The following is a 14,235-nucleotide window of genomic DNA, read 5'->3' as shown; positions in this document are numbered from 1 at the left end:
TTTTATTTCTTGCTTGAGGATATAAGTACTCGTTATGCCGTCCGATAATCAAAAAAGCGCTAATAATCTGCCATTCGCCGTACCGCGGCATGTTGCCATCATTATGGATGGAAATGGCCGCTGGGCTAAGAGCCGGGGGAAATTGCGGATTTTTGGCCACCAGGCTGGTGTTAAATCCGTACGCAGGGCAGTGAGCTTTGCCGCCAGCCATGGGCTTGAAGCGCTGACGCTTTATGCATTCAGCAGTGAAAACTGGAACCGCCCCGCGCAGGAAGTGACCGCCTTGATGGAGCTGTTCGTCCGGGCGCTGGACAGTGAAGTGAAAAGCCTGCATAAGCATAAAGTCCGTTTACGTATCATCGGCGATATCAGCCGTTTTAGCCTGCGTTTACAAGAGCGTATTCGCCGCTCTGAAGAATTGACAAAAAATAATCCGGGCCTGACGCTGAATATTGCTGCGAATTATGGCGGCCGTTGGGATATCATTCAGGGAGTGCGGCAACTAGCAGAACAGGTACAGGAAGGAACTTTGCGTCCCGACAGTATCAGTGAAGATTCATTATGCCAATATGTTTGCCTGAATGACCTGGCCCCGGTTGATTTAGTGATCCGAACCGGCGGAGAGCATCGCATAAGTAATTTTTTGCTATGGCAAATTGCTTATGCCGAGCTTTATTTCACCGATGTTCTCTGGCCTGATTTTGATGAACAAGTTTTTGAAGGTGCGCTGAATGCATTTGCACAACGCGAGCGCCGCTTCGGGAGAACAACACCTATCGATGCGGATGCATCCTAGGGGGAACTTTTGCTGAAGTATCGCCTGATTACTGCTTTAATTTTAATTCCGATCGTTATTGCAGCACTATTTTTATTGCCCCCTTTGGGTTTTACCCTGGTGACGCTGGCCGTTTGCATGTTGGCCGCCTGGGAATGGGGACAGCTTTCAGGGTTTGCCTCATATGGTCAACGGCTGTGGCTGGCGATTCTGTGCGGTTTTCTGTTGGCGCTGATGCTGCTGACGCTTCCGGCGTATCACTATTCGATACATGTACCGCAAATCAGCGCAGCACTCTGGATCTCGCTTGTCTGGTGGGTTGTTGCTCTGTTCCTGGTCCTGTTCTATCCTGCTTCCGCATCGTTATGGCGCCATTCTCGTATCCTGCGATTGGTGTTCGGGGTGGTGACTATCGTGCCTTTTTTCTGGGGGATGGTCGCGCTTCGCCAGTACAACTATGATGTGAATCCCTTTAGTGGCGCGTGGTGGCTACTGTATGTCATGCTGTTGGTATGGGGAGCGGACAGCGGCGCTTATATGTTTGGCCGGTTGTTTGGCAAACGAAAGCTGGCGCCGAAAGTTTCGCCGGGAAAAACCTGGGAAGGTCTTATCGGCGGGCTGATCACTTCAGCCGTGATCTCGTTGCTGTTCAGCCGCTATGCGCCTTTGGTTGTTTCTCAGTCAACGCTGTTGATCTGTTCCATTGTTGCGGCATTGGCTTCTGTATTGGGCGACTTGACTGAAAGTATGTTCAAGCGTGAGGCGGGCATAAAAGACAGTAGCCATTTGATTCCGGGTCATGGCGGCGTACTCGATCGTATTGATAGCCTAACCGCTGCCGTACCGGTATTTTCCTGCCTGATGCTGTTGATGTTTAAAGCTGTTTAAGATGAGACATTAGAGATTATTTATGATGAATTTCCTCTGGAGTTTGGCCGCATTTATCATTGCACTGGGTGTGTTGATCACCGTGCATGAGTTTGGTCACTTCTGGGTAGCTCGTCGTTGCGGCGTCAAAGTAGAACGTTTTTCCGTTGGGTTCGGCCGCGCTTTATGGCGCCGCCGCGATCGGCTTGGCACCGAGTATGTTATCGCGCTGATTCCGTTGGGCGGCTATGTCAAAATGCTTGATGAGCGTGTTGACACCGTAGCGCCGGAATTCCGCCATCAATCCTTCAACCATAAAACGGTGTGGCAACGGGCGGCGATAGTCAGCGCGGGGCCTATCGCCAATTTCATTTTTGCCGTCGTGGCGTATTGGCTGGTGTTTATTATCGGGGTTCCCGGCGTTCGCCCCGTGGTTGGTGAAATATTACCCAACTCCGTCGCTTCGCAGGCGGAAATGTCCGCCGGAATTGAACTAAAGTCGGTTGACGGTATCGAAACGCCTGATTGGGATACGGCGCGTTTGGCATTGATCGGTAAAATCGGCGACAACGATGTTGTGATCGGTACGGCGCCTTTAGGCTCGAATCAGGTCGTGTTGAAAACGTTGGATCTGCGTAATTGGCAGTTTGAGCCAGATAAGCAAGACCCCGCCACCTCATTGGGGATGGTTCCCAAAGGGCCGCAGATTGAAGCTGTGTTAACCCAGGTGCAGCCGGGGTCCGCGGCAGAAAAAGCGGGTTTACAAGTGGGGGATAGGATCGTTAAAGTCGGCGGGCAGGTTTTAACGGACTGGCAATCGTTCGTGAACGCGGTTCGCGATAACCCCGGTCAACTTATCGCGTTGGACGTAGAACGCGGTGGAATAACATTGCCGTTAACGTTGACGCCCGATAGCAAGTCAATCGGTAATGGCAAAGTGGAAGGGTTCGCCGGCGTGATGCCGAGCGTAACGCCGCTTCCCGAGGAATATCGAACGGTTCGCCAGTATGGGCCGTTTAGCGCTATCTATCAGGCAACAGATAAAACCTGGCAATTGATGAAGTTGACCGTCAGTATGTTGGGGAAACTGGTTACGGGCGATGTTAAGCTGAACAACTTGAGCGGTCCGATTTCGATTGCTCAGGGCGCAGGAATGTCAGCAGATTACGGGCTGATTTATTACCTGATGTTTTTGGCCTTAATCAGCGTCAATCTGGGGGTCATCAACCTGTTTCCGTTGCCGGTATTGGATGGTGGACACCTGCTCTTTCTCGCAGTTGAAAAATTGAAGGGCAGGCCGGTTTCTGAGCGTGTGCAGGACTTTAGTTACCGCATTGGTACTGTGTTGCTGATGTTGTTAATGGGACTCGCACTTTTCAATGATTTCTCTCGCCTTTAGGCGTGGGATTAGGTTAGGAAAAACGCATAACAACGATGGCGATGAAAAAGTTGCTCATAGCGTCGCTGCTGTTTAGCAGCGCCACCGTATACGGTGCAGACGGGTTCGTAGTGAAAGACATTCATTTCGAGGGCCTGCAACGGGTTGCCGTCGGAGCGGCATTACTCAGTATGCCAGTCCGCGTTGGCGATACCGTCAGCGATGATGATATCGGTAATACCATCCGTGCTTTGTTCGCTACCGGAAATTTTGAAGATGTTCGTGTCTTGCGCGACGGCGAAACGCTGATTGTGCAGGTTAAGGAACGTCCGACAATTGCCAGCCTGACGTTTTCCGGCAACAAGTCGGTAAAAGACGATATGCTGAAGCAGAATCTGGATGCGACGGGTGTGCGGGTTGGTGAAGCACTGGACCGCACGGCGCTTTCCACTATCGAAAAAGGGCTGGAAGATTTCTATTACAGCGTGGGTAAATATAGCGCTTCGGTAAAAGCCGTTGTCACGCCGTTGCCCCGCAACCGTGTGGATTTAAAACTGGTGTTTACGGAAGGGGTCTCGGCCAAGATTCAGCAGATCAACATCGTTGGGAACAAAGCGTTCGGCACCGATGAGCTGATTTCCCATTTCCAATTGCGCGATGAAGTGCCTTGGTGGAACGTGGTCGGCGATCGTAATTATCAGAAACAGAAACTTTCCGGCGACCTCGAAACGCTGCGCAGTTTTTATCTGGATCGCGGTTATGCCCGGTTTAATATCGATTCCACGCAGGTCAGCCTGACGCCCGATAAAAAAGGCATCTATATTACGATTAACCTGACGGAAGGCGATCAGTACAAACTTTCCGGCGTCGCCGTTAACGGTAATCTGGCCGGCCACTCGGCTGAAATTGAAGACCTGACGAAAATTGAGCCGGGCGAGCTGTACAACGGCACCAAAGTCACCCGCATGGAAGAGGATATCAAGAAGCTGTTAGGCCGTTATGGTTACGCCTATCCGCGCGTGGTGACTCAGCCTGAAATCAATGATGCCGATAAGACGGTTAAGCTGAATATCAATGTCGATGCCGGTAACCGTTTCTCCGTCCGCCGTATCCGTTTTGAAGGTAACGACACCTCCAAAGACTCTGTTCTGCGCCGTGAAATGCGTCAAATGGAAGGCGGCTGGTTAGGTAATGATTTAGTCGAACAGGGTAAAGAACGCCTGAACCGATTGGGTTACTTTGAAAGCGTTGATGTTGAAACCCAGCGCGTTCCCGGTACGGCCGATCAGGTTGATGTGACTTATAAGGTCAAGGAGCGTAACACCGGGACATTCAACTTCGGCGTGGGCTTCGGTACGGAAAGCGGCGTGAGTTTCCAGGCCGGCGTTCAGCAGGACAACTGGCTGGGCACCGGGAACTCCGTCGGTATCAGCGGGACGAAAAACGACTATCAAACCTATGTCGAACTCTCTTTAACCGATCCGTATTTCACGGTGGATGGCGTCAGCCTCGGCGGGCGTGTCTTCTATAACAAATTTGAAGCCTATGATGCCGATCTGTCTGATTATACCAACTCCAGTTATGGTATCGGCAGCACGCTCGGGTTCCCGATAAACGAGAATAACTCGTTGCGTCTGGGGGTGGACTACGTTCATAACGATGTCTCCGATATGTCGCCGCAGGTCGCCATGTGGCGCTATCTGGATAAAGTCGGCGTCAGTCCGGAGATCGTTAGCACGAATGCGCATTCCAAGGCCAGTTATAAGGCGAATGATTTCTTCCTGAATACCGGCTGGGTCTACAACAAGCTGGACCGCGGTTACTTCCCGACCGAAGGGACGCGAGCGTCGTTGAATGCGAAAGTGGCAATCCCGGGATCGGATAACGAATACTACAAACTGACGTTTGATTCAGCGTCGTACTACCCGCTGAGCGACAGTCGGAATTGGGTATTGCTGGGACGCGCCCGCGCAGGCTACGCCGATGGTTTGGGCAGTAAGGAAGTGCCGTTCTACGATAACTTCTATGCGGGCGGCTCAAGTTCGGTTCGCGGCTTCCAATCGAATACCATCGGGCCGAAGGCGGCATATTACAGATGTAACGGCAGTGAGAGCGCCTATTCATCTTGTCCGGTTGAAAAATCGGATGACGCCGTGGGGGGTAACGCGATGGCGGTGCTGAGCGGCGAGCTGATTGTGCCGACGCCGTTTATCAGTGAAAAATATTCCAGTTCAGTGCGTACCTCGCTGTTTATTGATGGTGGTACGGTCTGGGATACCAACTGGGAAAATACCGCGGCAACCGCTGCCGCGGGTATTCCCGATTACAGCAAGCCGGGTAATTTCCGCGTTTCAAGCGGGATTGCCTTGCAATGGATGTCTCCGCTTGGGCCATTGGTCTTTTCCTATGCTCAGCCGGTTAAAAAGTACGATGGAGACAAGTCGGAACAGTTCCAGTTTAATATTGGCAAAACCTGGTAATGTAACGTCGGCAGATCGTATATAAGCAGATTGCATCGACGTACGTCATGTTTAGAGGCTGATGGTTTTGCCAGCGTGATTACGCCATGCACATCAATATGTGTTTAGGCACAAACAGGTTAGGTTAAGGAGTTTATAGTGAAAAAGTGGTTGTGTGCTGCAGGTCTCGGCCTGGCATTGGCGGCTTCAGCCGGCGTTCAGGCTGCCGACAAAATTGCCGTTGTGAATGTATCCAGCATTTTCCAACAGTTGCCGCAGCGTGAAACGGTAGCCCGTCAGTTGGAAAATGAATTCAAAGGCCGTGCAACTGAATTGCAGTCCATGGAAAAAGATCTGCAAACCAAGATGCAAAGGTTGCAGCGCGATGGTTCTACCATGAAAGCCAGCGATCGTAACAAAATGGAGAAAGACGTGATGGCTCAGCGCGAGCAATTCTCCACCAAAGCGCAGGCCTTTGATCAGGACAATCGTCGTCGTCAGATGGAAGAACGTAACAAGATTCTGAGCCGTATTCAGGACGCGGTAAAAACCGTTGCGAGTAAAGAAGGCTATGATGTTGTGATTGATGCCAATGCCGTCGCTTACGCGGCTAATGCAAAAGACATTACTGCCGATGTGCTGAAACAGGTTAAATAATTCATGTATTCAATTCGACTGGATGCTTTGGCACAACAGTTGGATGCGCAATTACACGGTGATGGCAGTCTTGTCATCACCGGCATTGCTTCTACGCATTCAGCAAAGCCTGGACAGATTACCTTTTTATCTGACAGTCGCTATCGTGGACAATTGGCAGAGTCCAAGGCCTCTGCGGTTGTGCTGACTGAAGCGGATTTACCTTACTGTCAGGTTGCGGCGTTGGTGGTTAAAAACCCTTACCTGACATATGCGCGTATGGCGCAATTGATGGATACCACGCCTGCGCCGGCTACGGACATTGCTCCCAGCGCGGTCATCGCAGCGGATGCAACGTTAGGGCAGAACGTCTCGATTGGGGCGAACGCCGTTATTGAGTCGGGCGTACGGCTGGGTGACAACGTTTGTATCGGCCCGGGTTGCTTTATCGGTAAAAATGCACGTATTGGCGCCGGAACCCGGTTGTGGGCAAACGTAACGATTTACCACAGCGTCGAAATGGGTGAACAGTGCCTGATTCAGTCGGGGGCGATTATCGGTTCCGATGGTTTTGGTTATGCTAACGATCGGGGTAACTGGATAAAGATCCCGCAGTTAGGTTCGGTCAGAATTGGCGATCGGGTTGAAATCGGCGCCAGCACGACGATCGATCGCGGCGCACTGGACGATACGATTATTGGTAACGGCGTGATCATTGATAACCAATGTCAGATTGCGCACAACGTTGTGATTGGTGACAATACAGCGGTCGCAGGCGGCGTCATTATGGCCGGAAGCCTGAAAATCGGCCGCTATTGCATGATTGGCGGAGCCAGCGTGATTAATGGGCACATGGAAATCTGCGATAAGGTAACGGTAACGGGAATGGGCATGGTGATGAGGCCAATCACCGAACCTGGGGTATACTCTTCAGGCATCCCTTTGCAACCCAATAAAGTTTGGCGTAAGACCGCCGCGTTGGTGATGAATATTGATGACATGAGCAAGCGGTTAAAAGCCGTTGAGCGAAAAGTTGATAACAGTTAGTTACCGGCATTTTGTCTGATTTGAACGCTGCTTGCAGCGGAGCCGAGTAATACAGCCAACATACCTGCAACTTGAAAGACGGAAGGGTATAAACGCATAGTCTGGATGTAAACGAAAGGACCGGGTGTGAGTCACAGAATTCCTCCACTTGTGTACCAATCCTTATTTGCGGCCTGCCTGAAGATCCCCGATTAGGGTCTGAGCAGGCCGTGTTGTTGATGGCATCAGTTTTATGGACAGGAAGAGTATTTTGACTACTGACACTCATACTCTGCATATTGAAGAGATTTTAGAATTATTACCGCACCGCTTCCCGTTTTTACTGGTTGACCGTGTACTGGATTTTGAAGAAGGAAAATTTTTGCGGGCGGTGAAAAACGTCTCTTTTAACGAACCTTTCTTTCAGGGCCACTTTCCGGGTAAACCTATCTTCCCTGGCGTGTTGATTCTGGAAGCGATGGCTCAGGCAACGGGTATTCTGGCGTTTAAAAGCGTCGGCAAACTTGAGCCAGGTGAACTTTATTATTTTGCGGCAATTGATGAAGCGCGTTTTAAACGCCCAGTAGAACCAGGGGATCAGATGATCCTTGAGGTTGAATTCATTAAAGAGCGTCGCGGCGTTGCACGTTTTAAAGGCGTTGCTAAAGTTGATGGTGAGATCGCCTGTGAAGCGTCAATGATGTGTGCTCGTCGTCGGGAGGCCTGATATCGTGATTGATCAAACCGCCTTTGTTCATCCCAGTTCCATTGTTGAAGACGGCGCTATCGTTGGTGCCGGCGTACATATTGGCCCATTCTGCTATATCGGCTCTCAGGTTGAGATCGGTGCAGGTACTGTGTTGAAGTCGCACGTTGTGGTTAATGGTATAACCAAGATTGGCCGCGATAACGAAATCTATCAGTTCGCCTCAATCGGCGAAGTGAATCAGGATCTGAAGTATGCAGGAGAGCCGACTCGCGTCGAGATCGGCGATCGTAACCGTATCCGGGAAAGTGTCACCGTACACCGTGGCACGGAACAAGGTGGTGGGTTGACCAAAGTCGGCAGCGATAATCTGCTGATGATCAACACGCATATCGCACACGATTGTGTGGTTGGCAATCGCTGTATCTTTGCCAATAATGCGACGCTGGGCGGACACGTGTCCGTAGATGATTTCGCTATCATCGGCGGTATGACGGCGGTGCACCAGTTCTGCATCATCGGCGCTCACGTCATGGTCGGCGGATGTTCCGGCGTGGCGCAGGATGTCCCTCCTTACGTTATTGCGCAGGGCAATCATGCCACGCCGTTTGGCCTGAATATTGAAGGATTGAAGCGTCGCGGTTTTGAAAAAGATACCCAGCATGCAATCCGCAATGTTTACAAGCTGATTTACCGCAGCGGTAAAACGCTGGACGAGGTGAAGCCGGAAATTGAAGCGCTGGCGCAGCAACATCCGGCGGTGCAGACATTCGTCGATTTCTTCGCGCGTTCTACCCGCGGTATCATCCGTTAACTTATGTCGCCGCGTCCTTTGGTTATCGGATTGGTTGCCGGAGAAACCTCCGGCGATATTCTTGGCGCGGGATTGATCCGCGCGCTTAAAGAGAAGGTTCCCGATGCCCGTTTCGTTGGCGTCGCCGGGCCGCGTATGCAGGCTGAAGGTTGCGAAGCCTGGTACGAGATGGAAGAGCTGGCCGTTATGGGCATCGTTGAAGTGCTTGAGCGGTTGCCGCGATTGCTGAAAATTCGCCGGGATTTGACTCGGCGTTTTACCGAACTGAAGCCCGATGTTTTCGTCGGTATCGATGCTCCGGATTTTAATATTACGCTGGAAGGCAACCTGAAACGGCGGGGTATCAACACCATTCATTATGTCAGCCCGTCCGTTTGGGCCTGGCGTCAAAAACGTGTTTTCAAAATAGGTAAATCGACTAACCTGGTTTTGGCGTTTCTTCCTTTTGAAAAAGCGTTTTACGATCGTTTTAACGTTCCCTGTCGCTTTATCGGTCATACAATGGCTGACGCCATGCCGCTGCACCCGGATAAACAGAGCGCCAGAGCGACGTTAGGGCTTCCCGCCGATGCGCGTTGTTTGGCGCTGTTGCCCGGCAGCCGGGGCGCCGAAGTCGAGATGCTTGGCGAAGTCTTTCTGAATACCGCGAAACTGCTGCGTCAGCGTTTTCCCGAACTGGAAATTGTGGTGCCGCTGGTTAACAGCAAGCGCCGTGAGCAGTTTGAGCGGATAAAGGCCAGCGTTGCGCCTGATTTACCGGTTCATCTGTTGGATGGGCAGGCGCGCGAAGCGATGGTCGCCAGTGATGCGGCCCTGCTGGCTTCGGGCACCGCCGCGCTGGAGTGCATGCTGGCGAAATGTCCGATGGTGGTGGGGTATCGTATGAAGCCCTTCACCTTCTGGTTGGCGCAGAAACTGGTAAAAACGCCCTGGGTTTCCCTGCCCAATTTGCTGGCCGGTCGCGAACTGGTGACCGAACTGCTGCAAACGGACTGCACGCCGGATAAACTGGCGGCGGCACTGATGCCCTGGCTGGCGGATGAACATAAAATCGCCGCCTTGCGGGCAACGTTTCTGGATTTACACCAGCAGATTCGCTGTAATGCCGATGAACAGGCGGCGCAAGCCGTATTGGAATTAGTAAAATCATGAGTGATGCGTTTATCTACCCGCAGGCATATTGCTGTATCGCGGGGGTTGATGAAGTCGGGCGCGGGCCGTTGGTAGGCGCGGTCGTCACCGCCGCCGTTATTCTCGATCCTTCCCGGCCGATCGTCGGGCTGGCGGACTCGAAACAGTTAAGCGAAAAACGCCGGCTGGCTCTGTATGATGAAATTAACGAGAAAGCGCTCTCCTGGAGCCTGGGACGCGCTGAACCGGAAGAGATTGACCGGTTGAATATTTTGCATGCCACCATGCTGGCGATGCAACGAGCGGTAGCCGGGCTGTCGCTGACGCCGGATTTTGTGCTGATTGATGGTAATCGCTGTCCGGCCTTGCCAATGCCGTCGCAGGCCGTGGTGAAAGGCGACAGCCTTGTTAAAGAGATTAGCGCGGCGTCGATTATGGCGAAGGTGACGCGCGATCGTGAGATGGTCGAACTGGATAAGCTGTTTCCGGATTATGGTTTTGCGCAGCACAAAGGCTATCCGACCGCTTTCCACCTGGAGAAACTGGCGGCACTGGGCGCGACCGCGTTTCATCGCCGGAGCTTTGCTCCGGTTAAACGAGCGTTAGGATTGGCGTAAAATACATTCATCATTAACTCAGGTTGCTGACAAGCAAGTCAATATATTGCCGTTTTCAACGCCGTTATATGCCGACGGACATTTCATCCCCGCGTAAATAAGGGGCTGCTCCTGCTGGCGGTTCGGTGAGAGATTCCCTCCAGGGCGGGAATGTCGGGGGTGAGCGTCTTGATAGCGGATATGTAACACCGTATCCGGTCCGCTCCTTCTTACGGCTTGGCGTTGTTGAGATAACGCTAACGTGATGGCTTGTCGGTAAACGACTATTAACTTTCAATGCTGTGATATCACTATTGCAGCGCTGACGAATCGATAAATTCTGGGATCTGGAGATGGCCGAACCACGTTTTGTTCACCTGCGTGTTCACAGTGACTATTCCATGATCGATGGACTAGCAAAAGTCGGCCCGTTGGTAAAAAAAGCGGCGGCGCTGGGTATGCCGGCGCTGGCGATTACCGACTTCACTAACTTATGCGGGCTGGTAAAGTTTTATGGCGGTGCGCACGGCGCCGGTATCAAGCCTATTATCGGCGCGGACTTTTATGTCGCGAGTGAAGAACTGGGCGATGAACTCGCGCAGCTCACGATACTGGCGATGGATAATGAAGGCTACCAGAACTTAACGCTACTGATATCCCACGCCTATCAACGCGGTTACGGGGCTGAAGGTCCGACCATCGATCGCGATTGGCTGATTGAATACAACACAGGATTACTGTTGTTATCCGGCGCCCGTCACGGCGATACCGGCAAATTTCTGCTGCGCGGAAATCAGGTTCAGGTTGAACAATGTCTGGCCTTCTATCGGCAGCATTTCCCTAATCGTTATTATCTGGAACTGATCCGCACCGGGCGTCAGGATGAAGAAAGCTATTTGCACGCGGCGGTGGAACTGGCCATTAAACACGAACTGCCGGTTGTCGCGACCAATGACGTTCGTTTTATCAGCGCAGATGATTTCGACGCGCATGAGATCCGCGTCGCAATCCATGACGGCTATACGTTAGACGATCCCAAACGGCCACGAAATTATAGCCCGCAGCAATACATGCGCACCGAAGATGAGATGTGCGCACTGTTTGCCGATATTCCCGAAGCGTTGGCTAACAGCGTCGAAATAGCCAAGCGTTGTAACGTGACCATTCGGTTGGGCGAATATTTCCTGCCGCAGTTTCCGACCGGGGATATGTCCACGGAGGATTATCTGGTCAAGCGGGCCAGGGAAGGGCTGGAAGAGCGCCTGGAGTTTCTGTTCCCCGATCCGGAGGATCGGGCGGCTAAGCGCCCTGAATATGACGAGCGTCTGGAGACGGAACTGCAGGTTATCAACCAGATGGGCTTCCCCGGTTACTTCCTGATCGTGATGGAGTTTATCCAGTGGTCTAAAGACAACGATGTTCCGGTTGGCCCGGGGCGGGGGTCGGGGGCCGGCTCGCTGGTGGCCTACTCGTTGAAAATTACCGATCTGGATCCGCTGGAATTTGACCTGCTGTTCGAACGTTTCCTGAACCCCGAACGTGTTTCCATGCCCGACTTCGACGTCGACTTCTGTATGGAAAAACGCGACCGCGTGATCGACCACGTTGCCGATATGTACGGTCGTGACGCGGTATCGCAGATCATCACCTTCGGCACCATGGCGGCCAAAGCGGTAATCCGCGACGTGGGGCGGGTGCTGGGACATCCCTACGGTTTTGTCGACCGTATTTCCAAGCTGGTGCCGCCCGATCCGGGAATGACGTTGGAAAAAGCGTTCGCCGCTGAACCGCAGTTACCCGAAATTTATGAAGCCGATGAGGAAGTCAAAGCGCTCATCGACATGGCGCGTAAGCTGGAAGGCGTTACGCGTAATGCGGGGAAACATGCCGGCGGGGTGGTTATCTCCCCGACCAAAATCACGGATTTCGCGCCTTTGTACTGCGATGCGGAAGGCAACCATCCGGTTACCCAGTTCGATAAGAGCGACGTTGAATACGCCGGGCTGGTGAAATTCGACTTCCTCGGCCTGCGTACGCTGACCATCATCGACTGGGCGCTGGAGATGATTAACGCGCGGCGCGCCAAACAAGGGCTTGAGCCGATCGACATCGCCGCCATTCCGCTGGATGATAAAAAGAGCTTCGACATGCTGCAACGCTCGGAAACCACGGCGGTATTCCAGCTTGAATCGCGCGGCATGAAGGATTTGATCAAGCGCCTGAAGCCCGACTGCTTTGAAGATATGATAGCGTTAGTGGCCCTGTTCCGTCCCGGCCCGCTGCAGTCCGGCATGGTGGATAACTTTATCGACCGTAAGCACGGCCGGGAGGCGATTTCCTATCCCGATATCGAGTGGCAGCATGAGTCGCTGAAACCGGTGCTGGAACCGACCTATGGTATTATCCTGTATCAGGAACAGGTGATGCAGATTGCCCAGGTTCTGGCGGGATATACGCTGGGCGGCGCGGATATGTTGCGCCGCGCCATGGGTAAGAAAAAGCCGGAAGAGATGGCGAAGCAGCGCTCGGTGTTTAAAGAGGGCTCGGAAAGGATCGGCGTCGACGGTGAACTGTCGATGAAAATCTTTGACCTGGTGGAAAAATTCGCCGGTTACGGGTTTAACAAATCCCACTCGGCGGCCTACGCGCTGGTGTCTTATCAGACCTTGTGGTTAAAAGCGCATTATCCGGCGGAATTCATGGCGGCGGTGATGACCGCCGATATGGACAACACCGATAAAGTGGTGGGGCTGGTGGACGAATGCTGGCGCATGGGGCTGAAAATTCTGCCGCCGGATATCAACAGCGGGCTTTATCATTTCCACGTCAATGACGACGGCGAGATCGTTTACGGTATCGGGGCGATTAAAGGCGTGGGCGAAGGGCCGATTGAAGCGATCATCGAAGCGCGTAATCAGGACGGTTACTTTAAAGAACTGTTCGATCTCTGCGCCCGTACCGATATCAAGAAACTGAACCGCCGGGTGCTGGAAAAGCTAATCATGTCCGGGGCGTTCGATCGTCTGGGGCCGCATCGCGCCGCGCTGATGAATTCGCTGGGGGATGCGCTCAAGGCGGCCGATCAGCATGCCAAGGCAGAGGCCATCGGCCAGGTGGATATGTTTGGCGTACTGGCGGACGCGCCTGAGCAGGTTGAACAGTCCTACAGCACGGTTCCGCCATGGCCGGAACAGGTGGTGTTGGATGGTGAACGGGAAACGCTGGGGCTGTATCTGACCGGCCACCCGATCACCCAATATATTAAGGAAATAGAACGTTATGCCGGCGGTGTACGTTTAAAAGATATGCACCCGACGGAACGGGGCAAAATGACCACGGCCGTCGGCCTGGTGCTGGCTGCCCGGGTCATGGTGACCAAGCGCGGAAACCGTATCGGCATTTGTACGCTGGACGATCGTTCCGGTCGTCTTGAGATAATGCTGTTTACCGATGCGTTGGAAAAATATCAGCATTTATTGGAAAAAGACCGTATTCTGATCGCCACTGGACAGGTCAGCTTTGATGACTTTAGCGGCGGGCTTAAAATGACCGTCCGCGAGTTAATGGATATCAGCGAAGCGCGGGAAAAATATGCGCGCGGGCTTGCTATCTCTCTGACTGACAGGCAAATTGATGACCAGCTATTAAACCGTCTCCGCGCATCGTTGGAACCTCATCGATCGGGGACGATCCCAGTGCATCTCTATTATCAGCGGGAAGATGCGCGCGCCCGGTTACGCTTCGGGGCAGCATGGCGGATAACGCCGACCGATGCGCTGCTGAACGATCTGCGCACATTAGTGGGTAATGAGCAGGTGGAACTGGAATTTGACTAATATAGGAATAC

11 protein-coding genes are annotated in these 14,235 nt (G+C 52.7%); all 11 read left to right on the top strand.

Annotated elements, in window-relative coordinates; all coding sequences use genetic code 11:
• Positions 1 to 34: 34 nt before the first annotated feature.
• The 11 genes from ispU to dnaE all read left to right on the top strand — a co-directional run bounded on the left by ispU (position 35) and on the right by dnaE (position 14,224).
• Positions 35 to 796 (top strand): (2E,6E)-farnesyl-diphosphate-specific ditrans,polycis-undecaprenyl-diphosphate synthase, encoded by a 762-nt coding sequence (ispU, locus tag ACN28R_RS13645; protein WP_048635900.1) that lies wholly within the window; start codon positions 35 to 37, stop codon positions 794 to 796.
• Positions 797 to 805: 9 nt separating this feature from the next.
• Positions 806 to 1,663: a phosphatidate cytidylyltransferase gene (gene cdsA, locus ACN28R_RS13640; protein WP_048635899.1), complete on the top strand. Its 858-nt coding sequence runs from the start codon at positions 806 to 808 to the stop codon at positions 1,661 to 1,663.
• A 22-nt stretch (positions 1,664 to 1,685) separates the two neighbouring features.
• Positions 1,686 to 3,041 carry a sigma E protease regulator RseP gene (rseP, locus tag ACN28R_RS13635; protein ID WP_048635898.1) on the top strand — a complete coding sequence of 452 codons (1,356 nt, stop codon included), beginning with the start codon at positions 1,686 to 1,688 and terminating at the stop codon, positions 3,039 to 3,041.
• A gap of 35 nt (positions 3,042 to 3,076) precedes the next feature.
• Positions 3,077 to 5,500: an outer membrane protein assembly factor BamA gene (bamA, locus tag ACN28R_RS13630; RefSeq protein ID WP_048635897.1), complete on the top strand. Its 2,424-nt coding sequence runs from the start codon at positions 3,077 to 3,079 to the stop codon at positions 5,498 to 5,500.
• A gap of 138 nt (positions 5,501 to 5,638) precedes the next feature.
• Positions 5,639 to 6,136 carry a molecular chaperone Skp gene (skp, locus tag ACN28R_RS13625; protein ID WP_048635896.1) on the top strand — a complete coding sequence of 166 codons (498 nt, stop codon included), beginning with the start codon at positions 5,639 to 5,641 and terminating at the stop codon, positions 6,134 to 6,136.
• 3 nt (positions 6,137 to 6,139) lie between these two features.
• Positions 6,140 to 7,162, top strand: a complete 1,023-nt coding sequence (gene lpxD, locus ACN28R_RS13620; protein WP_048635895.1) for a UDP-3-O-(3-hydroxymyristoyl)glucosamine N-acyltransferase — start codon at positions 6,140 to 6,142, stop codon at positions 7,160 to 7,162.
• 232 nt (positions 7,163 to 7,394) lie between these two features.
• Positions 7,395 to 7,868, top strand: a complete 474-nt coding sequence (fabZ, locus tag ACN28R_RS13615) for a 3-hydroxyacyl-ACP dehydratase FabZ (RefSeq protein ID WP_183092042.1) — start codon at positions 7,395 to 7,397, stop codon at positions 7,866 to 7,868.
• Positions 7,869 to 7,872: 4 nt separating this feature from the next.
• On the top strand, positions 7,873 to 8,661 hold the full coding sequence (lpxA, locus tag ACN28R_RS13610) for an acyl-ACP--UDP-N-acetylglucosamine O-acyltransferase (RefSeq protein WP_095834683.1): 789 nt from the start codon (positions 7,873 to 7,875) through the stop codon (positions 8,659 to 8,661).
• A gap of 3 nt (positions 8,662 to 8,664) precedes the next feature.
• Complete coding sequence (gene lpxB, locus ACN28R_RS13605; protein WP_095834682.1) at positions 8,665 to 9,813, top strand: lipid-A-disaccharide synthase; 1,149 nt, start codon at positions 8,665 to 8,667, stop codon at positions 9,811 to 9,813.
• On the top strand, positions 9,810 to 10,409 hold the full coding sequence (rnhB, locus tag ACN28R_RS13600) for a ribonuclease HII (protein WP_095834681.1): 600 nt from the start codon (positions 9,810 to 9,812) through the stop codon (positions 10,407 to 10,409). The genes lpxB and rnhB overlap by 4 nt, the downstream gene beginning before the upstream one ends.
• A gap of 332 nt (positions 10,410 to 10,741) precedes the next feature.
• The gene (gene dnaE, locus ACN28R_RS13595) at positions 10,742 to 14,224 is read left to right on the top strand and encodes a DNA polymerase III subunit alpha (RefSeq protein WP_095834680.1); all 3,483 of its coding nucleotides are present in this window, start codon (positions 10,742 to 10,744) and stop codon (positions 14,222 to 14,224) included.
• The last annotated feature ends 11 nt before the right edge of the window (positions 14,225 to 14,235 follow it).

The sequence above is a fragment of the Brenneria goodwinii genome, from assembly GCF_002291445.1.
GTDB classification, from domain to species: Bacteria; Pseudomonadota; Gammaproteobacteria; order Enterobacterales; family Enterobacteriaceae; genus Brenneria; species Brenneria goodwinii.
The sequence above is the reverse complement of the archived record's forward strand: the minus strand, read 5'-3'. Positions and strand labels throughout refer to the sequence as shown.